Source organism: Chitinispirillales bacterium ANBcel5 (assembly GCA_029688955.1).
Classification (GTDB): domain Bacteria; phylum Fibrobacterota; class Chitinivibrionia; order Chitinivibrionales; family Chitinispirillaceae; genus Cellulosispirillum; species Cellulosispirillum alkaliphilum.
Genome location: JARUKZ010000035.1, coordinates 21,193 through 43,325 on the forward strand (window position 1 = coordinate 21,193; position 22,133 = coordinate 43,325).

9 protein-coding genes are annotated in these 22,133 nt (G+C 40.1%); 5 read left to right on the forward strand and 4 right to left on the reverse strand.

Annotated elements, in window-relative coordinates:
- Positions 1 to 2: 2 nt before the first annotated feature.
- On the reverse strand, positions 3 to 575 hold the full coding sequence (locus QA601_15205) for a manganese efflux pump MntP family protein (GenBank protein ID MDG5816443.1): 573 nt from the start codon (positions 573 to 575) through the stop codon (positions 3 to 5).
- A gap of 14 nt (positions 576 to 589) precedes the next feature.
- Positions 590 to 970, reverse strand: a complete 381-nt coding sequence (locus tag QA601_15210; protein ID MDG5816444.1) for a hypothetical protein — start codon at positions 968 to 970, stop codon at positions 590 to 592.
- 208 nt (positions 971 to 1,178) lie between these two features.
- Here QA601_15210 and fmt point away from each other — a divergent pair, with 208 nt between their 5' ends.
- Positions 1,179 to 2,108: a methionyl-tRNA formyltransferase gene (gene fmt / locus QA601_15215; GenBank protein ID MDG5816445.1), complete on the forward strand. Its 930-nt coding sequence runs from the start codon at positions 1,179 to 1,181 to the stop codon at positions 2,106 to 2,108.
- Positions 2,105 to 3,427 carry a 16S rRNA (cytosine(967)-C(5))-methyltransferase RsmB gene (gene rsmB, locus QA601_15220; protein ID MDG5816446.1) on the forward strand — a complete coding sequence of 441 codons (1,323 nt, stop codon included), beginning with the start codon at positions 2,105 to 2,107 and terminating at the stop codon, positions 3,425 to 3,427. The genes fmt and rsmB overlap by 4 nt, the downstream gene beginning before the upstream one ends.
- Before the next feature lie 53 nt (positions 3,428 to 3,480).
- Here the strand turns inward: rsmB and QA601_15225 are convergent, their stop codons facing one another.
- Positions 3,481 to 4,674 (reverse strand): AraC family transcriptional regulator, encoded by a 1,194-nt coding sequence (locus QA601_15225; protein ID MDG5816447.1) that lies wholly within the window; start codon positions 4,672 to 4,674, stop codon positions 3,481 to 3,483.
- A gap of 357 nt (positions 4,675 to 5,031) precedes the next feature.
- Entirely contained in the window at positions 5,032 to 7,497 is a 2,466-nt protein-coding gene (locus tag QA601_15230) for a hypothetical protein (protein MDG5816448.1), read from the reverse strand.
- 766 nt (positions 7,498 to 8,263) lie between these two features.
- Between QA601_15230 and QA601_15235 the strand changes: the two genes are divergently transcribed.
- The 3 genes from QA601_15235 to QA601_15245 form a co-directional block, all read left to right on the forward strand.
- Complete coding sequence (locus tag QA601_15235; protein ID MDG5816449.1) at positions 8,264 to 19,150, forward strand: neuraminidase-like domain-containing protein; 10,887 nt, start codon at positions 8,264 to 8,266, stop codon at positions 19,148 to 19,150.
- Positions 19,151 to 19,171: 21 nt separating this feature from the next.
- Entirely contained in the window at positions 19,172 to 20,410 is a 1,239-nt protein-coding gene (locus tag QA601_15240; protein ID MDG5816450.1) for a glycosyltransferase, read from the forward strand.
- 104 nt (positions 20,411 to 20,514) lie between these two features.
- Positions 20,515 to 22,133, forward strand: a 1,619-nt coding sequence (locus QA601_15245) for a SpvB/TcaC N-terminal domain-containing protein (GenBank protein ID MDG5816451.1), incomplete at its 3' end; no start/stop codon positions are given.

Consider the following 22,133-nt stretch of genomic DNA (forward strand, 5'->3'; position numbering starts at 1 on the left):
ATTTAAAAGATCTGCCATCCATATAAGTTTTCCACGAGAATTTTTGTCCCCAACGCTATAAGAAGTATACCCCCTGCGATCTCAATTTTGTTTTCAAAGAGGTGGCCAAACGATTTTCCCAAGTAGACACCACCCAGCGATAGTATAAAAGTCACCAGCCCAATGGTTACAACGACAAACCAAATATTAGAGTGAAGAAGAGAGAGGGTGATGCCTACAGCAAAGGCATCGATGCTTGTTGCAACGGCCAGGATAAAAAGGGTGTATATCCCTAATGAGGCCGAAACCTTTTCACTTTCTTTAAGAAAGGTGGCCTCATAGATCATCTTTAGCCCTATAAATGAAAGAACCGCAAAAATGATCCAATGGTCAAAACCAGCCACGGTATCAGCGATTCTAATTCCCAGGCACCATCCTAAAACAGGCATCAGTGCCTGGAAGATGCCAAAAAATGATGCAATCACAAACGGCTGATAGATATGCATGGATTTAATTGAAATGCCGCTTGCAATAGAAACGGCAAAGGCATCCATTGCCAGACCAACAGCCAGCAGTAAAATTGTGAGAAAATTCATCGGTATCGGCTATATCAGATATCCTGAATGAGTTTTTTGAGGCCAGCTTTTTCAAAATGCACCAGTATTTTACCGTTAGAACCGTTTTCCTTGCCTACAACCAGACCGTTTTCATCAAATGTCTTATGGAAAATTTCCTCGCCGATGAAATAATGTTCACGAGGTGAATAGGTGCGGGTTTCATCAGTTTCATCCTCACCGTTTATTTCAAGCAAATCTTTTCCACAGTAGCAGGATGTTTTAAAGCATTTTGAGCAACTGTATTCAAAGGTCGATTTTTTGTCGATAGTTTTTCCATTCTCTGCGATTCCTCTATCAAGCTGTGCGGGAACTATTTTAGAACAGAACCGACAGAAAAGGCTGGGGTTTTCAATAGGAGTAAACGGGCTTGTCATAATGCCTCCCAAGAGCTGCTGAGAAATGAAAAATATGCGGTTCTTTCAAATTAGCTCATGGAGCGCTAAGAAGCAACCTCTATAAACCAAAGGTGGCGTAATAACACCATATTGGGTTAAAATTTGTAGGGTATAGGGTTTCAATATCGTATTTTCTTTCTTTTTAACTAAAGAAAACCCCTAATCCGGAAAATAATGGTTTTTGGTTATGAACATAGTTTTTATGGGTAGTGCAGATTTTGGAATACCTGCTTTAGAGAAACTGGCACACAAGCACACGATAAAGGGTGTGGTTACTACTCCTGCCAAACCCAGAGGCAGGGGACTTAAACTTGCAGAATCACCGGTGTTTGAGTACGCCAAAACTCATCGTCTGGGTCCGATTTTAAAACCCCCCAGGCTTAAAGACCCACAATTTGCAGAACAACTGAAAAATCTAAACGCAGAAGTATTTGTGGTTATCGCCTACAGAATACTGCCCAGGGAGATATTCTCGATCCCTGAGTTTGGAACGATCAATGTGCATGCTTCACTGCTTCCCAAATACAGGGGTGCAGCCCCTATTCACCGAGCTATTGAAGCTGGAGAGAAGGAAACCGGAGTAACAGTTTTTAGAATAGATGAAGGCATCGATACCGGAGAGATCCTGCTGCAGAAAAAAACTGCTGTGGGCTCAAAGGAAACCACCCCTGAGCTTTATACAAGATTAAGTACTCTGGGAGCGGATGCTATAGAGGAGGTAGTGGAAAAATTCCATACCGGCACTATACAGAGTATAAGGCAAAGTGATGAGTTGGAGTCAAAAGCTCCTAAACTTTCAAGAAGTGAAGCATTAATAGACTGGGGGCTTACTTCAGGGCAGATCTTTAACAAAATACGAGCATTTAAGCCTTTTCCCGGAAGCTATACAATATATAATAAAAAGAGACTCTCTGTTGAATGGGCAGAAGCTCACCGGGAGTGTGAATGTAGTGGCCAGGTGGGTGAAATTTGCGCAGTAGAACGGGATTACTTCATGGTTAAGTGTGGTAGCGGGTGCTTAAAAATTCTTGAAGTGAAACCAGAGGGAAGAAAAAAGATGGACGCGGGGGCATTTGTGCGTGGAACAAAGTTAAAAAAAGGAACTGTTTTAGGATGAATACAAGACAACTTGCAATACAGGTATTATCCGACTTCGATCGTCAAAATAAAAATTTACAGGCTATTTTGGATAGAGCAATAAAGAGCAGCAGAATGGATCACCGAGACCGCAGGTTTGTGTTTGAGCTTGTATATGGTGTGGTGCGACAGAGAAAACTGCTTGATTATATTATTGATAAGTATGTATCGGCAGATCAGGGCAGGCACTCAGATGCGCTGCGTCGTATACTGCAAACCGGAGTATACCAGATAATTTTCATGGATAAAGTACCCGATCATGCCGCTGTAAATGAGTCTGTCAATCAGGCTAAGGCTGCTAAAGACACCCGGGCTGCTTCGGGGCTGGTAAATGCGGTACTGAGAAATGTTATAAAAGATAAACACAAAATTTCTCTTCCCGATCCACAAAAAGATCTTATAGAACGGTTGTCTGTTGAATTCTCCCACCCCCGATGGATTGTGGAGAGGTGGTTGGAGCGGTACGGGCTGGCCCGGACTAAAAAACTTTTAACATTTAATAATCAGAAGCCTTCAACCTACTTGCGCCGAAAATTACGCGATATTTCCCGTCAACAGTTTGAGGCTGATGTACGGGATATTTGCGATCAGGCCACCGGATATCTCAACCTTTATTACAGACTGAAAAAGTCTCTCGATCCTGAAAATATCCGCCTCATTAAACACGGCTTATGCAATGTGCAGGCACCCTCATCAGGGTGGATTGTTGCCCTTATGGATATAAAGCGTGGTGAACATATACTCGATATGTGTTCTGCACCGGGTGGAAAAACCATACTTATGGCCGAATTGCTACAGGAAGCGGGCACGGTCGTAGCAGCTGAGCTTAAACTACCCAGGCTAAGAAAGGTACTGCAGACCGCATCCCGTATGCATCCCGGTAATATCTATCCTCTGGTGAGTGATGGTGTTAATCCACCATTTACAGGGCACTTCGACAAGGTGCTTCTTGATGCTCCCTGTAGCGGCACCGGTGTGCTACAGCGCCACCCCGATGGACGCTGGGCTCGAACACCAGAGGATATCGAGCACATAGTAACGCTGCAAAGAGAGCTTCTTGGCAGTGCCGCGGGATTAGTGGGTGAACAGGGAGTTGTGGTTTATGCTACCTGCTCTCTGGAACCCGAGGAAAACGAACAACAGGTTGAATGGTTTCTTTCCAATTATCCTGAATTTAAACTCGATGAAGTGCCCGATTCTATCCCCGATTTTTATGTGGACAGTGAAGGGTTGGTAAGGATTAATCCTTTTGAACATGGAATGGATGGTATTTTCGGGGCAAGGTTTGTAAAGGAATAAGAACTTAATAATAAGTATGTAAGGCGTTGCTTAAATGTTAAGTTATCCTAAGGTCATGTTTTACTGCAAGTACAGTCCCTTACCTCTTCACTGTTTTGTTGTTTTTGCGTAGAGGTGCGGTATTCTCTTGGGGACTGTTTGTATCGTTCCTTAAACAGGCGGTTGAAGTGGCTGATATTATTAAAGCCAACGGCAAGTGCGATCTCGGTAATGCGCCGTTGGGTGTGGGTAAGAAGCCTGGAAGCTTCATTGAGACGAAGGTCGTTGAGGTAGCCTTTGAATGTTGTGTTAAGCTGTGAGCGTATCTCTTCGCTTACACGGTTACGGGCAACACCTGCACCCCGGGCAACTTTCTCAAGAGTGAGCTCGGGGTTAGTAAAGTTTTGACCCAGGTACTGAAAAATCCGTGAAGCACTCTCGTTTTCGCTATCACTTAGCTCAACACGGGTGCTGCTTTGAAGCATGCTTAAATGTCTTTTTTTAAACTTTAGTTCTCTTCTGTAGGCTCTGATTAGTAGTGGCAGGGTCCAAAAAATGGCTCCAATCCATATAAAAAGCTGTAACCCCGTTATTAATGAGGAAAATTTGGTGTCTTTACCCCTTAATTCAATGTTTGAAACCACTACCCCTATGGTGTCCTCATCTGAGCGAATCAGGCCATTTAGTATTTCAATATAGGAGACTCTTTGTAGTGGATGAAATATCTCCTTCTCTAACTCTTTATCGATTACCCACCATGCAGGGGAGGTAAAGTCTTGAAGCGAAAACACTCTTTCGTTTTGGCCGGTTCCCGGAACATACTCTATCTCTTTATAGATATAGGAGGTAGGGTCATTGGGATCAAAAATTGTGGCATGATATTCTTTTAAGAATACCCGCACCGCGTCTGTTGAGTTTGAAGTGATACTCAGGGCGATGCTGTCGTAGCGTGAAAAGTTTATTCCGCAGGTATCGGTTTCACCCAGCCTTATCTTTATTCCTGCATAGGGATAGTTAAAGCCGCCTTTTAGGGTATATTGAAAATGAAGAAGTGAATCCATTTTAAAGGATACTACACGTGAGTTTCCACCATCATGTGAATCTTCCACTGTGCTTACTTTAAGAGGGTCGGCAGGGAAAAGAGTGTAGGTGATCTTCTCTTCTGCTGGGCGAAAACTAAACAAGATTATTGAAAGCAGAGTGGCGCTGGATAGAATCACCGCACTGAGCAGAAGGGTTTTCTTAAAAGCTGCTGTTTTAGTATTCATGAGTTTTATGTATTGAAAAAGCACAGAGCTGGTATGATACACATTAAACCGTTAGCTTAGCGCTTAATCCCAATCCTTAATGATCTTTAGTTTGGTTGCCATACCTATAAAATTACCATTTTACCCGGGCTGAAGGAAGAAAAATGTATTAATACTATTGGGCACTAAAGGCTAAAATTTAGTAAAATATTGTGAACTGTTCTAAATGTGGACTCTAAGGCAAGCGAAATGAAGTGGTTAAAATGGGAACAATAGTGCAGGGTTCAGCCTAACTAAGAGCTAAAGTTGGCTTCTTAGACCTGCTTTATAGAAATCGCAAACTGTCTGTTTATTTTAGGGTACACACTTCCGGTTCATTCAATATGAACTGTCTGTAAGAGAAAATAACCGCACTCTTTTCCCCATATCCTCTTCCGCCAATTTTTCTTTCGTAGTGAATAACACCTTATGGTCGACACCCGGAAAAAGATCAAAATAGTTGTCACTTGCATTAACAGAAATCCCGTCAATAGAGAAAAACAACTGGTGAACATAGGTGTCACTGTTAAACAGAATCGAATAGTGTGATGATGAGACGCGTTTTATATCGTAGGTGATATGAGGTTTTTGAAGATCAAGGAACCTGGGGGCGGTAAACAGCGCTGTGTTCTGCGAAATGACACTGTCGTTATGTTTGAGATAGATACGTAATACTAAATTGTTTCTTCCATGCCGGTTTATATGGTCGGTACAATCGATACTGGATTGATGCCTGGATTCACCGTAGTTAAGAATACATTTAATACTCGATTGAGCGACAATTTCGTTTTTATAAAAGAGTGTCCAGCATAACTTTACAGGGAGTGTTTCGGGAAGATCGCTTGTAGTGTACAGATCCGCGGTGAATATAGTATTTATGATTGTATTTGCTTTAGCCGCGTATTCATCACCTTTTAGCCGAGCAGATACCAGCACCGGGGCAAAGAAACGTTTTGCATGAAAGTGAAGCGCTTTCCATCGTCCTCCATATTCAATACCCGACCAGGATGCTCCGGGCCAGCAATCATTCAGTTGCCAATAGAGTGCTCCCATAGTATGGGGCATAGATCGTCTGAAATGCTCTACACCAATTTTCATACAATATGCCTGATTGAGTTGTGAAAGGTATGAAAGAGAGAAGAAGTCTTTGGGGAAACGGTACAATCTTGATATATACTCCATAATTATAAGGTTTCCCGCCGGATGTTTCTGATGGTTTTCCATAGCAGGGGCAAAAACATTAAGATCATCGGTATAACTTCTGGCAGTTTCTTCGGAGCAGTATGATTGCATTCCAAATTCAGAACAAAATCTAAAATTGGTTTGTTCATAGGTTTTTACTGGTTTTCTGCTGTGCCACACATCCCAAAAATGAGCATCACCTTTAGATTCACTGTTGAACCCTGAGTTGTAACCCTCCGGGTTATGGGGTGATGAGGGCCAGTAGGGGATCGGTGGACTATAGTTTTTTACTAATTCAGGCAGTAAACGGTAAAACACCTTTTCGTAATTCAGTTTGACTTTTGAGCTGCCGGTCCTAAGATCCTGAATCTGTTCAAGCTCATTGTTACCACACCATAAAGCCATGCAGGGATGGTTACGCAGTCTTTTTATTTGACCGGTTGCCTCATCAGAAACCAAACTCAAAAAATGATCATCTCCCGGGTAAAGAGAGCAGGCAAACATAAAATCCTGCCATACTAATAGTCCGTACCTGTCACATAAATCATAAAAGATATCCATTTCATAAATTCCGCCACCCCAGACTCTTATCATGTTCATATTAGCATCTTTGGCTGAACAAAGCAGATTATCATAGGTGTGTTCATCTGTTCGGGTCACAAAACTGTCTGCTGGTATCCAGTTAGCACCTTTGGCAAAAACAGCTTTGCCATTAACGACAAACTGAAACGTTTCACCCTGGGAATCGGTATGCCTGTCAAGAATTATGGTACGCAAACCAATGCCGCTACTGTAACTGTCAATTAATGTGTCTTTGTAAAAAAGCGAAACATCCAGGTTATAGAGCGGCTGTTTACCAAGACCGTTTGGCCACCAAAGCTGAGGATCATTGATTAGCATCTCAGAAGTAGCTGACTTCGCTATAACGGTACTATTTAGAGAAACAGAGTACTGGAAATGGTAGTCTTTTCTGTTTTCTTTAACAAGTGATGGGTTAATTGATAATCTGACATGATCACAGTAGTGTTTCTGACTGATTTCGACCGATTCGATTCTGTTGTGGGACCATCCCTGAACAGAGATCGGTTTATAGATTCCACAGGTGGCAAACCGAGGCCCCCAGTCCCAGCCAAAAGAGCACTGCTCTTTTCGAATGTTGGAAGCTCCGCCCACAGGATCGTTCCACTCATCGAAGGAGTGACTTTTTCGCTTTTGGGCAATGTAATCCATCGGGTTATGAAATTTAACGGTAATACTGTTATGGCCTTCACGAATATAGGGCGCTATATCGAAACGATACCCGGTAAACATATTTTCCGTAGAACCTACTGTATTTCCGTTAAAATACACTGTAGAGAGTGTATCGACCCCTTCCATGACAAGTTCAATATGTTCCCTTTTAAGAAGTGTCTTTGGGATATTGATGGTTCTTTTATAGATCCAGTCACAGTTCTCTATCCACTGAAGATTTTTCTCATTACACCCCCAAAAGGGATTTTTTATAAGGTTTGCTCTAAAAAGATCTGTATGAACACAGCCAGGTACTCTGGCCGGATAAAAAACATCCTCAGAAGCCTGCGAAAACTGCCAATCGCCATCAAGGGATATTTTTTGTATAGTCATAGTAATGCGCTCCTGATCAGTATTCGCGACGATGTCCTTTGGAATTATACTCATAATATAATATTCATTTAATGCTTCTCAAACGGCGGTTTTTGGGAGGATGTGGCTTATGTATCCGAGGTAAAACTTAGACCAAAAATTGATACGTAGCACTGATCGTTAACCAAAAGTAACTTTATTTTATGTGTCTTGCTTCAGCATTGGGAGTGATGTGTGTGGGAGGGTATTTCTCTAACACTACACCTCTTGGCTGTATTCTACTATCTCCATGCAAAAACCCTTTAGATAACAAAAAAGGTTTACCTATATTACCACAGTGATCTCTAAGCACTTTTCCTTACAAGTCACCTCCAGTTTTAATTACTGGCCTTTTTGTGATCCTCCATCCCGTACTAAATCAATGCCTTCCATTTCGAGTGGTTTTCCAAAAATTTAGACGCGGACCTTAAAAAGTGGTTATAAAACGGTTTAAAAACGTCAAAAATGAGCTGCTTTTCATAAAAAATAAAAAATGGAAAAAAAAAGTTTGACTTCGTAGTTAGATTGATAGTATGTTACTTAAAAGTTAAATATAAAATTTTCGGAATGCATTACATACTTCAGGCTAACTTCAATTGACACCCAAATTGATGCATTTCAGATGAGCTGTAACAGTAGTTCTTTATAGAGTACAATTGGTAACATCTGTTTTTGTCTTTAAGAATATATTTAAGCGTTTAGAAACTATTTACATTGTTCGATATTGAAAAACTGAAAGGGGCACACGATGTCTTCACCGGTACCTGATGTGTGGAATATTTATGGAACTGTATATAATGTAGATGGAACTCCCTTTAACAGGGGAAAAATTCAGGCTTTTGATAGTTATCATGGGGTGGAGTACTACCTGGGTGAAAATGGCATCGGACATGATGGAAACTATACTATCACCTATTCAAAATCACAATTTCAGCGTGGTGATGTAAACCGTACGAGTCCAAATCTGGTTATTAAGATTTTAGATTATGATGAACGGGTGATCTGGTCATCATCAGTTATCACCGATGTAACACAACCTTTTCATTACAATGTTACCCTCGACAGTGGGGGCGAGGATGACGACGATGATGATGATGATGATGAACCTTCAAGCTGGAGCATTAGCGGAGTAGTACATAATGCAGACAACACGCCCCATAGTACAGGTGTTGTGAAAATTTTTGATTTGGTTGGTACTACAGAATATCTTTTGGGCTCAGTAGAAACTGATGCCACAGGTGTATACAGCTTAAGCTATACATCAGATGATTTTCAGCATGGTGAGACAACAAGACCCTATCCAAACCTCATTGTGAGGGTTTATAACGAGAGTGATCATCTGCTAGCTCAGGGCAATGTACAGTACCCACCTTCAGCTAATGAGATTTTTAATGTTACACTACCTCAACCACCCGAAATGTATAAAGTCACTGGTACGGTAACCAACACCTTAGATTACCCGGTGAGTTCAATAGAAGTAAAACTGGTAAATTTGGCCTTAAGGGACGGGGAATTCCAGGAGACACTAATAGGCACAGCTGAAACATCTAACAGAGGTGAATATGCCATTGAATATGACCCTTTGTCAGTTTTAGGTATAAATTCACCGGAACAGCTTAGTATCTTTGCCAAAATTGAGAGAACCGAAGATGGAGATCCTGAAGATGGAGATCCTGAAGATGGAGATCCTGAAGATGGAGATCCTGAAGATGGAGATCCTGAAGATGGAGATCCGGAAGATGGAGATCCGGAAGATGGAGATCCGGAAGATGGAGATCCGGAAGATGGAGTCCCGGAAGATGGAGTCCCGGAAGATGGAGTCCCGGAAGATGGAGTCCCGGAAGTTCTGACAAAATCATCTCTTTATAGAAATCCCAGAAAAAATCTTACCATAGATTTAAGGGTAGATTTACCTTCCAATACAGATTTATCTGAATACAATGACTTGTCTGAGGCATTTGAAGAGGCTGGCTTAACTGATGAACTTGTAATTAAAGCATTTTGGAAAACTGAGATATTGCAATATATAGCTGAGGTCACAAACCAACCTAAAAATAAAATTTTAAACCGCTCCCGTGCATTGATATTATTTAATGACCTTAAGAATGCATTGAAAGATACAGCACCTGATCTCCCTGATTTGATAGATAGTAGGGTTATATATGCACTGATAAAAGCCGGAACTATCAATACCTTTTATGAACTGAGAAATCTTTCGCCAAGCAGACTACACAGTATACTTGTTTCTGCAATTGTTCAGGATATTTTACCTTCCGATCTGGAAGAAAACCTTAGTGAAATATCTCAGGAGTGGGAAACTATTTATAAGGAGCTACTGGGGATTGATGAGGAGACGGATACAAGTAGGCTTTTACATTTGGCTGAACTTGGAACTCTTGATGAAAAAGTACGAGAGATATATGCAAGATATTCCCATAGTATAGATGAGTTTTGGGAACACATTGAGAAAGAGATTGAAGAGGAGGATGAGGAAGAGGGAGCTATTAAGTTGGCAACAACAACTGAAGATGGTCCTTCTCCAAAGGAAGAAATCAAGCGGCTGCAATTCTATTTTGACATCTATTTCTTTGCAGATGAATTTGAACCGTTATCTACCAGCATGATTGAATATGCTAAAAGCCAAAATAGCGAATGCACTGACTTTCAATTTGAATCACTGGAAGATTTTGTAACTCTCGAAAAAGATGATTGGGATGAAATAATCGATGGAATTGAGAACTTTGATGACGTTGAGTCTGGAGATGAAGATGAGGACGATTCTGAAGACGAACCTGTGGATGATGATGAAGTAAAAAGTGAGAGCACTACCGTATCTGAGGATGGAGAATATGAAGTAAAAAGGTGGCCTGAAAATGTTCCTGGTGAATCCGATTTAGAGAAGAGGAAAAATTATGCTCATATTCTGTATAAGAGAATCATTGCTACCTTTGCAATGCAACGGTTCAGGTATGAATTAAACGCATTAGAATTAGAAGAAAACGACCATTGGGCTGGTTGGCAGGAAGTGAAAAGTTTTTTAAATGAAGAAGGCCGAGAAGACTTTGATTTTGCAGAAACCATCGACCCAGATACATTGTTGGAGGATGGTGAATTCAGCAAGGAACGGGCAAATTTATATAACAAACTTTTGACAGTACAAAGAATTTACCGACTAACCCCCCGTTTTAAAGCTATAAATGGTCTTTTGAAGAAAAAGCTAACGTCTGCTATGGCTATAGCTCATCGTAACGGTGATGAATTCGTTAGAGATTTTGCTGAGATTGCAGATGGTATTGATGATGCGCATACGATTCATGATGCTGCGGTGCATACCGCAAGCCAGGCATTGTTTTTGATGGGGACTTTTAATCAACAGTCTGATTTTAAAGGTCAATCACTTCCCCCAATAACAGAAACTAATGCCCCTGAAAAATTATCAACTGGTATTGCGACCACTACTTTTGGTGCAATGAGCACTGCAACAAAGGAGGTGTCGAAGCAAAGTGAGGAAGTACAGCCACAAGAGAGGCCCAGAGCTATACCCCCTGCTATTCCTGACATCGTCACACTTTTTGGTAATCAAAATCAGTGTAAGTGCGAAGAGTGCCAGTCTGTATTTAGCCCGTCAGCATACACAGTAGATCTTCTGGAGTTTTTGAACCGTGAAACCCGCACAACCCTGTTTGAAAGAAGACCCGATCTTGCCCAGACTGATCTTTCCTGCAGAAACACTAACGGACCCGTTGCCTATATAGATCTGGTCAATGAGGCCTTACAGAATGCAGCATGTATACGTAGTTTCTTTTTCAGGGATAATGGGGACAAAGATTTCGAGAATTATTTGGATTCTGATTTCAGTAAAATTGAAGAGATTGATCTTCCTCCATTCGTGCGCCAATCATTTGCAGCAAAAGGTTTTTTCATTGATGACTCCTTTTATCGACAGCCTTTAAAGCCTGAAGAAGAACCAGAGGAAAATGACGATTCGAAGATCATAGCTGAGGATGCAAATGATGAAAACGATGACATAATTTGTCATTTGATTGGAGATGGATGGCGATATGTCATTAAAATGGTGGAGGAGACTGAGGCGGATGGTCAAGGTAATCTATACTATATTGAGCCATACCCGCAAACCGGAAAAGATGCACAAAAACGCAGGGTGATACCCGAACATAATGTTAACGGTGCCTATGAAGTAATGGATATACCAGTTTATCCTGCCAAACTTCCCTTTAGTCTTCCCTTTGTTGAAATAAATGAATTTTTACAGCTTAGAGAATGCAAAAGATATCAGCTCTACCATGTATTAAATAAGAGTACAAACATTTTAGACAAAAGCTGTAAAGAGGAGAAATGCTCCTTTTTCGAAATGACAGATAGCATGTGGGATCTTGTGGCCAGTGAACCTTCTGAACATAATAGATGTAGGCCATGTGAACTATGGGGGTATGGCTTAGAGCATGAAGGAGAAGGAAGATGGATAAGCGATCTTTCAAATGTAGGCGTATTCATGAGACGGTCTGGATTGTCGTTTGATGGTGTTTTGGATATTCTGTCTACCGCGATAGTTAATTGGGACGGTGCTCTCTATATTGAAGGGGAAAATGAAGGTGAAGAGGATGATAGTTATGAAAGAGGTGCGGTAGATGAGATGCGAATAGGGGGTACTGATTCTGATAGGTTTACCGTTATGGCTCGCTTTTTAAGACTTTGTACCTATTTAAATCTTGATTTTTTTACTGTTGACCAGTTACTGTCATACGATATTGATCCTGATAAAAGATTAAATATTGATGATCTTTATATTTATCTCAGGGTTGCTGAGGATTTCTCTGTATCACCGTTACAAGCAGCTACATGGTACAGCAGCAGAGTTAACGTTGTGAACCTCAATCGTGGAGTTTCATCTCAGCTTGAAGATTTGTTTATCTCCAAAATTCACTCTCCTGAACGGGCATCGGTATGGAGGGAAATGTTAAACGATACCACCTATAAACCTCGTGGTAAATTCCAAACTGATAGTCGTAACAAACTTGGTGGGGATGTGCAAACGCTTTTAGCTGCTATGAGAATCAGCTATGAAGATCTTACTTTGATTTGTGTTCATGAATTTCCTGATGTTACTATAGTAAAAGATGCTGTTGCTATTTTAAGGCAAACAGATTTGTCTGCTCCAAATCTTGGTACACTGTTTAGAGTGGCAGATTTCTCAAAAACTTTAGGTATCAGTATAACTGATTTTTATAGACTCAAGCCTCTTTTTAATAATTACTTTGATACAGACTTTCTATATGGAATGAGAGATGTTGTTAAAAAGTTAAGAAAATTTAAAATAAATTTAAAAGAGTTTGAATACTTATTAACAGGAAAAAACTCTGAAGATATACGTTGGGTGCCTTCTGAAAAGGATGAATTAAAGACTATACTTCAAGCACATCATGAAGTCAAACTGCTGAAGCAGGATGAAGAATACGAAAATAACAGTGAAGATCTTATTGAGAAAGCAATAATAAATGTGATCTCTTCTGAAGTAGGTATTGCTGATGATTTAACTCAAATTTTGATGGAGCAGGTTTTAAATTGTACTGAATATAGCGAAAAACTTCTGGGTAGATGGGTAGAAAACAGTAAAGGCGGGTGGAGCAGAAGATATTCTACGGAAAGAAGTCTAAAATCAGGAAAGATTATATCAGAGCCAAACTATATACCTTCCGTGCAGATTATTGCTGGTAGTGAAATTGAAGTGCAAAAACTACCAGTTGATACTCGCAATGCGCTTTGGGAGACTAATCTTTTTGTTGAAAAAAGTGGTAATTATGAACTTACTGTTAACTCGTGGGTAGATGAGGAATATGAATTGCCCGATATAGGAGAAATCATAGTAACGGTCACCGAAAAAGATGAAGATGGGGAAATTATTGAACTGGATCCAGATGATTTGAATCTTGAAAAGGGGAAAGTGTATCCTGTTACCATCAATTGGATTGCACCTGAAGGTGATGGATTAGAAGATATTTCACAGATAATTAATATAAGTTGTTTGTGGCGGGATTTAGAAAGTGATGATTACGTAGTTGATCTCTTAGGTGCAGAAAACACTGTACGCTATACAGAGTTAGATCTAAATAAAATAGCAAATAGTGCTTATCTGATAAAAAAGATGAATATCGCATCTGGTGAAATTAAGTTTTTGTTACAGGAGCTTATTGATAATAAGTTAGTAAATATAAGAGTACTAATGAATTTACTTGGAGTCGAGTTCGATGGTCCTGTTTTACAAGCTAATTTTAGAAGGTTTTTAAGACTAGTTGACATATATATACTCAATACTGAGTTACCATTTGCAAGAGAAATTATTGATTTTTTTGAAATATTAAAGTTTACATATTCTAATTTAATCGCGAAAAAACGGCAAGTTGGAAGAATGCTAAACTGGTCAATTGATGACATTGAAGAAATTATGACTCATTTTGATTTAGATGATGATGACTTACAATCTGTTTCTACATTTGTTTTATTAAATAATGCCATCACTCTGTTGGATAAAACAGGTGTTTCGGCGAACCTGGGGTACAATATTTTTTATGATTACCCTGAAATTGATGGAGATGGCGCAGAACCTCCACCACCGCCAGAACCGAAATCAAATAATTCTTTGCATGAAAGCCAGGCTCTTATGTCTGCTGTTCAATCTCATTTTACACCTCAGGAATGGGCAGACTATGGCGAACCAATTAGAGATAAAATCAGATTAAGACTTAGAGACGCTCTGTGTGCCTATTTGTTCACAGAAAGGTATATTGGAAATCTCGATGATGAAGAAGGTCCAAATCCAGATCCTACTATTTCTCAGCTTGAAATACTCAGTACACTACTTTTACACAAACTTGGAGATGAGTTTGAAAGGGGTGAGGAAGGGACTCCTCTTCTTGAGACAGTTAAAGCAAATTTGCCAAAACTAAAGGATTATTATGGTCTTAACGAAGACTGTGTGCTCAATGAGGATATTTGGGTGTTTCTTGATTGCAGAGAAGAGTTTTACAATATAGCCGCTATTTATTCACGGTTTCTTATCGATGTAAGTATGGATTCGGTCGTAAAAACAACAAGAATAGTTCAGGCTAACAGTACAATTCAAATGTTTGTTCAAAGAGCAGTACTTAATTTTGAACCTGATGTGCTTATTGATGATAAAACGAAACTCCAATGGAAGTGGATGAAAAATTACAGGCTTTGGGAAGCGAATCGCAAAATCTTTCTTTATCCCGAGAACTGGTTGGATCCCGAATTCAGGGATGACAAAACACCTCTTTTCCAGGAACTTGAAACAGAACTGATGAAAAAGGATTTAAATAAGCATTCAACAGAAGAAGCGTTCAAGGCTTATGCATCCGGGCTCAGTGATGTTTCCAATTTGGAGATCATTGGTTCATACCACGAGGGAAATGAAAGTCAAAGCGTTTTACATGTTGTTGGCAGAACCTATCATTCGCCCCATTCCTATTATTACAGGAGAAATGTCGAGAATAAAACGGGACTGAGCCATTGGAGCCCATGGGATAAGGTGGATCTTGACATCAACTCTGATCTGGTAATTCCGGTGCCATTTCGTAATAAAATATATCTGTTTTGGCCTATTATCGAACTTAAAGAGAAGGTTATTGAAAGGGATGTATCTGAAGAAGAAGGTAATAAAAAATCTGATGATGATGAAAAATATGAAGAAACTATCAGGTATTTTGAACTAAAACTGGCCTGGAGTGAATACTCTAATGGAAAATGGAGCGCAAAAAGAATCTCTCAAAATACTTTGATCCATGCGCTTGAAAATATTGATCACGAACAGATTGAGCCAACTGATTTATTTCATTTCAAAGCCGAAGTAACCGCAGAAAAAGTTGATGTTGTTGTATATGCATTTAGTCGTGTTATTGAAGAGATAGTGGTAAAAAAGAAAGTTTTAAGGAGGAGGTTGCGTAGATTATTTCGAAGAAGAAGGAAAAGATATTACTATGAAGAAGTTGAAGAGGTGTTTACAAAAGAACATGAGTCAATAAATTCTATTGCAAGGTTTGAGTTCGGATACGATAATAGCGCAACTCTCCACTCAATTGATGAGAGTCCTGATGTTATGGAGGCTCCGACAATTCCATCTAATACTTCGATGCGCCACAACAGGGCAGAAGAATGTGATGAAAATAACGAAACAGAAATTGATTCTTTGGAATATCCAAAGAATAACCCTCTGTTCAAACAAACACCAGAAACGTATGTGTGCTTTCCATCTAATCTATCTTTTCTCGATGGAAGCTACAGGCCTTTTTTCTTTCAGCAGAATGGAAAAACATTCTACTTGAATCCTGTTAGCTGTGACAAGCGCGTAGTTGCGGAGAATGATCCTACTGTTCATCATGAAATAAAAAACTTTTATCATCCTCTTGCTGATGAATTAGAGAGAAAAGCAAATTTAAGCTCAATAGATGATCTTCTTAACCGAGCAACACAGGCTAATGCAAAAGAGGCTTATCCCATGGGGTATCAAATAGCCGGCGATGAACACGCCCGCCATCTTGCTAATCTCTCTTTTGCTTACCAATACTTGCCTTCAAATGCTATCATTGGCAATTATCCTGCGCCGGTTAATGATTTTTGCCTGGAAAGTCCCTATGGAATCTATAATTGGGAGATGTTTTTCCATTTACCATTATATATAGCGACAAGACTGAGTAAAGATCATCAGTTTGAAGAAGCAATGCGTTGGTTTCATTTCATATTCAATCCTGGTAGTGAGTTTACCACCTATGAGAAAACGCAGCGTTGGGCATGGTCGCTTCCTCCAGGAGCACGATATTGGAATTTTCTGCCACTCTTTGCAAACAGAGGAGTACAGGATTCGATATATAAGGCTGTGGCAAAATCTGGTAATAAAGATGATGATACACCGTTAGGATCATTGATTGATATCTGGAAAAATGATCCTTTCAAACCACATCTTATTGCAAGAATAAGAGTCGCTGCTTATCAAAAAGCAGTAGTAATGAAGTACCTTGATAATCTTATCAACTGGGGGGATAGCCTATTCAGGCTTGATCACATGGAAGCCATAAATGAGGCTACTAATATTTACGTTCAAGCTACAGAGGTCTTAGGTGAAAAACCAAGGATTTTACCTAAACTACATGAGATGCCGGGAATGACCTACCAACAACTGAAAGATAAAGGATTAGATGAATTTTCTAATACTACTATTCAGCTTGAAAACTACATACCTCCACCTCCACCATTGAAGGTTAGGTTCTGGAGAGCGAGAAGAAATCCCTCACGATACTACTACTATCATTACAATTATGGATACGATCCTACAGTTGAAAATGTTCCCTATCGTTCTATTCAGCTGTTAAGAATGGCACCAACAATGCATTATTTCTGCATTCCAACCAATCCAAATCTTCTCTCTTATTGGAACGTGGTTGAAGACAGATTGTTTAAAATTCGTCACAGTATGAACATTGATGGTGTAAAAAGAGTGATCCCTCTGTTTGCACCACCTATAGATCCGGGAATGGTTGCAAGGGCGGTAGGATCAGGATTAGACATTGGTACTATTCTCAGGGATATGCAAACTTCTCCAAGTGTCTATCGTTATTCGATCGTTTATCAAAAAGCAGTCGAACTATGCAATGAACTCAAGTCTTTTGGTTCAGAGTTACTTTCTGCAATAGAGAAGAAAGATGCAGAACAGCTTGCTGTTTTGAGACAAAATCATGAAAGCGAAATGCTTAAATTAGCCACAGATATACGAAAATGTGCGTTAGATGAGGCTGTTGAAGCTAAAGAGGTTCTTAAAAAGCAAAGGAGTATTACCGAAGAGAGGTATGAATATTATAAAGAGATTGATAAATATACTGATCAGGAAAAATCTCAGCTTAATTATATGTCTAATGCTGCTGTGACCCATCTTGTTGGTCAGATGCTGACAATGGCATCAGGACCAGCTTCACTTATACCTGATGGGTTTGGAGGAGCATTGTTGGGTATGACAGGAGGAGCGTTAGCGTTTGGGCTTTTTGGGGGAGGTAGTAAGACTTCTGAATCATTGGAAAAAGCTGGAAATGCTCTAACACAAACTGCTGGAATCTTTGACAGAGCTGCGAGCATTCTTGGAACAACAGCTTCTTATGAGCGTCGCTGGAATGATTGGAAGCTACAGGAAGAAGTTGCGAAGAAAGAAATTAAACATATAGATAATCAGATCCTCGCGTCTGAAATCAGAATACAAATTGCACAATTGGAGTTAGATAACCATAAACAACAAGTAAAGCAGGCTTTGGAAGTTAAAGAGCTTATGGAGTCAAAATTTTCCAATGAACAATTATATCAATGGATGTCTGATGAGCTTACTAAGACCTATAATACTCTTTATGATCTTGCGTATAGTGCAGCAAAGAAAGCTGAAAGAGCTTATCAGTTTGAGCTTGGTATAAAAGGTAGTTCCTATATTACTCCCGAAGTATGGGAATCCTCAAAAAAAGGATTGTTGGCCGGAAATAGATTGATGTTACAATTGCGGCAATTAGATAATTCGTATTCAGAAAGAAACAGAAGAGAGCATGAGATTACCAAAAGTGTATCTTTAAGAATGCTTGAACCCTTATCTCTGCTGCGCTTGAAAGAAAATGGAACCTGTGATTTTAGTTTGCCTGAAGAAATATTTGATTTCGATTATCAGGGGCACTTTTTCAGAAGAATCAAATCTGTTCGAGTTACAATACCTTGTGTAAGTGGTCCATACACCAGTATAAATGCAAAACTACAATTAGTTAACAGTAAAGTAAGGGTAAGTTCGGAATTAACCAAAGGAAGGTACGCTGAGTCTGATGATGAACAGGATAAGCGGTTTTTAGTCAATCCGATTACTCCAATGTCTATAGCGACCAGTAATGCTCAGATGGATTCCGGAACTTTCGAGCTTAATTTCAATGATGAGAGATATTTGCCATTTGAGGGAGCTGGAGCAATCAGTGAATGGAGGCTTGAACTGCCGGAAGAATTCAGACAATTTGATTATAATACAATATCGGATGTTATAGTTACTGTTGATTATACTGCTCGCGAAGCCTCATCTCCACAATTTATAACAACTGTTACAAACTATTTAAAAAATTGTTTAGAAGATAACATGTATGATGTTCCACATCTTATAAGTCTGAAGAATTCTTTTCCTGCTCAGCTTGAAGGAATTCTAACGGGTAATGCTGAAACAGTGACCCTTAAAGAAAACCACATCTACCATATTATTGCCGATTACATTAAACGAGCAAATGAAAACGATCTTGAGATAGGAGGAATATCGGTAATTCTTAAGCTAAAAGAAACTGTTTCTGGTGATTTTACGCTCAAAGTTGATGGTACTGAATTTGGTGCATCAGATGATATTGGTAATTTGGTTAAAGTATTTAATCTCTCTGACTTTAGCCGAGAATATGATTCTCCATTGGGTGACTGGGAATTTGAACTAGATACACCAGAAGATGCTGAAGTCGAGGATATTTTCCTGATCTTTAATTATCCTTCAAAATCTGAGAGCAGTACAAGTAGTGTAAACAGTATAGAGAAAATGGTCACACGATAATTTTTTGAAAGGTAAAATATAATGGGTACAACAAAAAAAGTATTGATTTGGCCTGATATACGATATGAACCCGGACATTGGCGTCCTGTGATGGCAATTGCGGAAAAATTACTGAACCCCAGTACTTATGGTATTGATGATAATTTTGAGGTCCGATTTCTTTGTACTCCGGAGTGTGAAAGAATCCTGGACGCACATGATCCGGAATGGCCCAGAGACGTTGCCTTTGATGGCCTGTATGACATCGGGTATTCAAGCCTGGAGGTGGAAAGGCCTCACGATGCTCATTCAAGGATGGAGCATTGCCGAAGAATTGCAAATGGCGAGCTTGATGATATTATAAACGATTTTCAGCCGGACCTAATTCTGGCTGGATTTTTTGTTTCCTTAGAGGCTTTACTTATTCATTACAAATACGATGTTCCGATGATGATCACTACAACGTTTCTTCGTCATCCTGATGAAGATCCTGCCATAACCTCTCTGCGCTTTATGGCCTTTCATTCTCCTGAAGAGAGTGCGTGGCTTATGAATGCTGTTACAGGGGGAAATGAGTACAATGGATCAACAGACAGTATCGTGCAGTTTATTGCACCACTTGAAGATGTACATGAGCTTATCACGTGCCCTCAGGAGTTGGATCACCCTGAATTCGTGCATCGGAGCAAAACAATCTATGTAGAGCCTTGTATTTTAGACGCCGAACCGGCCACAGGTTCAAGGAAAGTGTTTGTAACAGCAGGGTCAAGAGTACGGGATTATGAAGATAAGGCAAGAAAGTTATTCGATACTACTCGTGAACTCTCAGCGGTTTATGAAAAAGAATTTTATTTCGCAGTTGGTTATTCTTTGTTTGGCCTTTATAGGCCACCAATTTTTTTTAGGCGTGATTCCAGAATTGAAGTTGTCCGATGGGCTAATCAAACTCAAGTGCTTCAAAACTCAAGTGTTGCTGTTGTGCATGGCGGGCTTGCTACCATAAAAGAATGTATATATTACAACGTACCGATGGTAATAATACCTTTCGGAAAAGATCAAATGGACAATGCTTTAAGAGTGGTGAATGTAAAAGTAGGTATTATGAAAATGCTTGATAATCTTACAAAGGAATCTCTCCAAGATGCTATTATTAATGCGGAAACTCTTACGTGGACAAGGAGATGGAGATTGAGTCTGCATTTTAAAGAAATGGAGAGGCAGGCACCATCTGTTAGAAAGATTAATGAATATTTAGAAGAAATGGCTGCGGTTAAGGCATAATAATAGTAATTTTTTGTCTCTTAGAATGTACAATACTGAACTCTTTGCATTAAACTAAAAATAAATGTTGATGATTGGATATCTATTTTTTCACAAAGGTCCATATGAATACATCTGCCGAAAACTCTAAAACCGAATCTTCGGAAAAACAATCCTCCACCCCCTCCATCTCCCTTCCCAAAGGTGGTGGGGCGATTCGAGGTATCGGGGAAAAGTTTGCCGCCAATCCCGTTACAGGAACTGGTTCCATGTCTGTTCCTATCTATGTTACTCCGGGGCGCTCTGAGTTTTCTCCACAGCTTTCGTTATCCTACGATTCGGGTGCAGGTAATGGGATTTTCGGTATGGGGTGGAACCTCTCTCTTCCTTCAATCACCAGAAAGACCGATAAGGGATTGCCTCGCTATTTGGACAGCAAAGAATCCGATGTGTTCATTCTTTCTGAAGCGGAAGATCTGGTGCCGGCTCTGAAATTGGATGGGGATGAGTGGATACCTGATGTACCCTTTAATAATTATGACCAGAATCTATATGATATCAAACGATACCGCCCCCGCACCGAAGGGCTGTTTGCACGCATAGAGCGATGGACTCATATCGATTCCAATGCTTCTCACTGGAGAGTCATATCAAAAGAGAATATTACCTCTGTCTATGGCCTCAATGAAAACTCAAGAATAGCAGATCCTGAGAATTCATCCGGTAATCCCCGAATATTCAAATGGCTGATTACAATGAGTTATGATGACAAGGGGAATGTGATATTTTATCAGTACAGAAGTGAAAATTCAGATACTATACCGGAGTGTATCAGTGAAAAGAATCGCACCGACATTTCAAGATCAGCAAATCGTTACATAAAGCGGATATGGTACGGTAATAAGACGCCTTTTCTTAATCCTTCACTTGTCCCGGATACCAGTTTTGACCGGTCTGATTTTATGTTTGAAACCGTTTTCGATTACGGTGAGCATGATAAAAATAACCCTATGCCCGATGATGATACGACACTAAATGACGATGGTGAATTAGAAAACCCGTGGCCATGCAGAGTGGACCCGTTTTCTTCATTCAGAGCGGGTTTTGAGATTCGCACCTACCGGTTGTGTCGCCGGGTTCTGATGTTTCATCATTTTGAGGGTGAAATCGGTGTTGGGGAGAACTGTTTGGTGAGGTCTACTGATATTCGGTACTCTACTGTGGGGGAGGGGGAGGAAGATAGAGACGATAGCGATACCGATAGCGATAGCGATAGCGAAAGAGAGAGAGAAAGAGAGAGAGAAAGAGAGAGGATGGAGGTATATACCTTTATTACCTCGATAGAACAATGTGGATACAAAAAAGTTTCTGAAAGCGAATACAACAAAAAAGCACTTCCACCACTTCAGTTTGAGTATTCGCAGGCGCAGATCGATACAGTAATCAGAGAAACCGATCCGGGTGAGCTTGAAGGGATACGGTTTTCGGGGCAGGGGAGTGCTGCTGAGTGGACTGATCTGTATGGTGATGGAACCACTGGTATGGTTGTCAGGGAAGAGGGTGGATGGTATTATAAACGCAATATGAGTCCTCTGCATATTGATAGTGAAGACCTCAGGGTCTCTTTTGCTCCTGTTAAACAGGTAACAGAGTATCCATCACTGGCAAGCGCAAAGCAGCTTCAGTTTATGGATCTGGGCGGGGATGGAAGACCTGATCTGGTTTCCCTTGGTGATCCGGTGAG

Bases quoted from the DNA above. Each gene is read 5' to 3' on its own strand.
- fmt (MDG5816445.1), top strand. From the start codon at position 1,179: ATGAACATAGTTTTTATGGGTAGTGCAGATTTTGGAATACCTGCTTTA.
- rsmB (MDG5816446.1), top strand. From the start codon at position 2,105: ATGAATACAAGACAACTTGCAATACAGGTATTATCCGACTTCGATCGT.
- QA601_15205 (MDG5816443.1), bottom strand. From the start codon at position 575: ATGAATTTTCTCACAATTTTACTGCTGGCTGTTGGTCTGGCAATGGAT.
- QA601_15240 (MDG5816450.1), top strand. From the start codon at position 19,172: ATGGGTACAACAAAAAAAGTATTGATTTGGCCTGATATACGATATGAA.
- QA601_15235 (MDG5816449.1), top strand. From the start codon at position 8,264: ATGTCTTCACCGGTACCTGATGTGTGGAATATTTATGGAACTGTATAT.
- QA601_15230 (MDG5816448.1), bottom strand. From the start codon at position 7,497: ATGACTATACAAAAAATATCCCTTGATGGCGATTGGCAGTTTTCGCAG.
- QA601_15225 (MDG5816447.1), bottom strand. From the start codon at position 4,674: ATGAATACTAAAACAGCAGCTTTTAAGAAAACCCTTCTGCTCAGTGCG.
- QA601_15210 (MDG5816444.1), bottom strand. From the start codon at position 970: ATGACAAGCCCGTTTACTCCTATTGAAAACCCCAGCCTTTTCTGTCGG.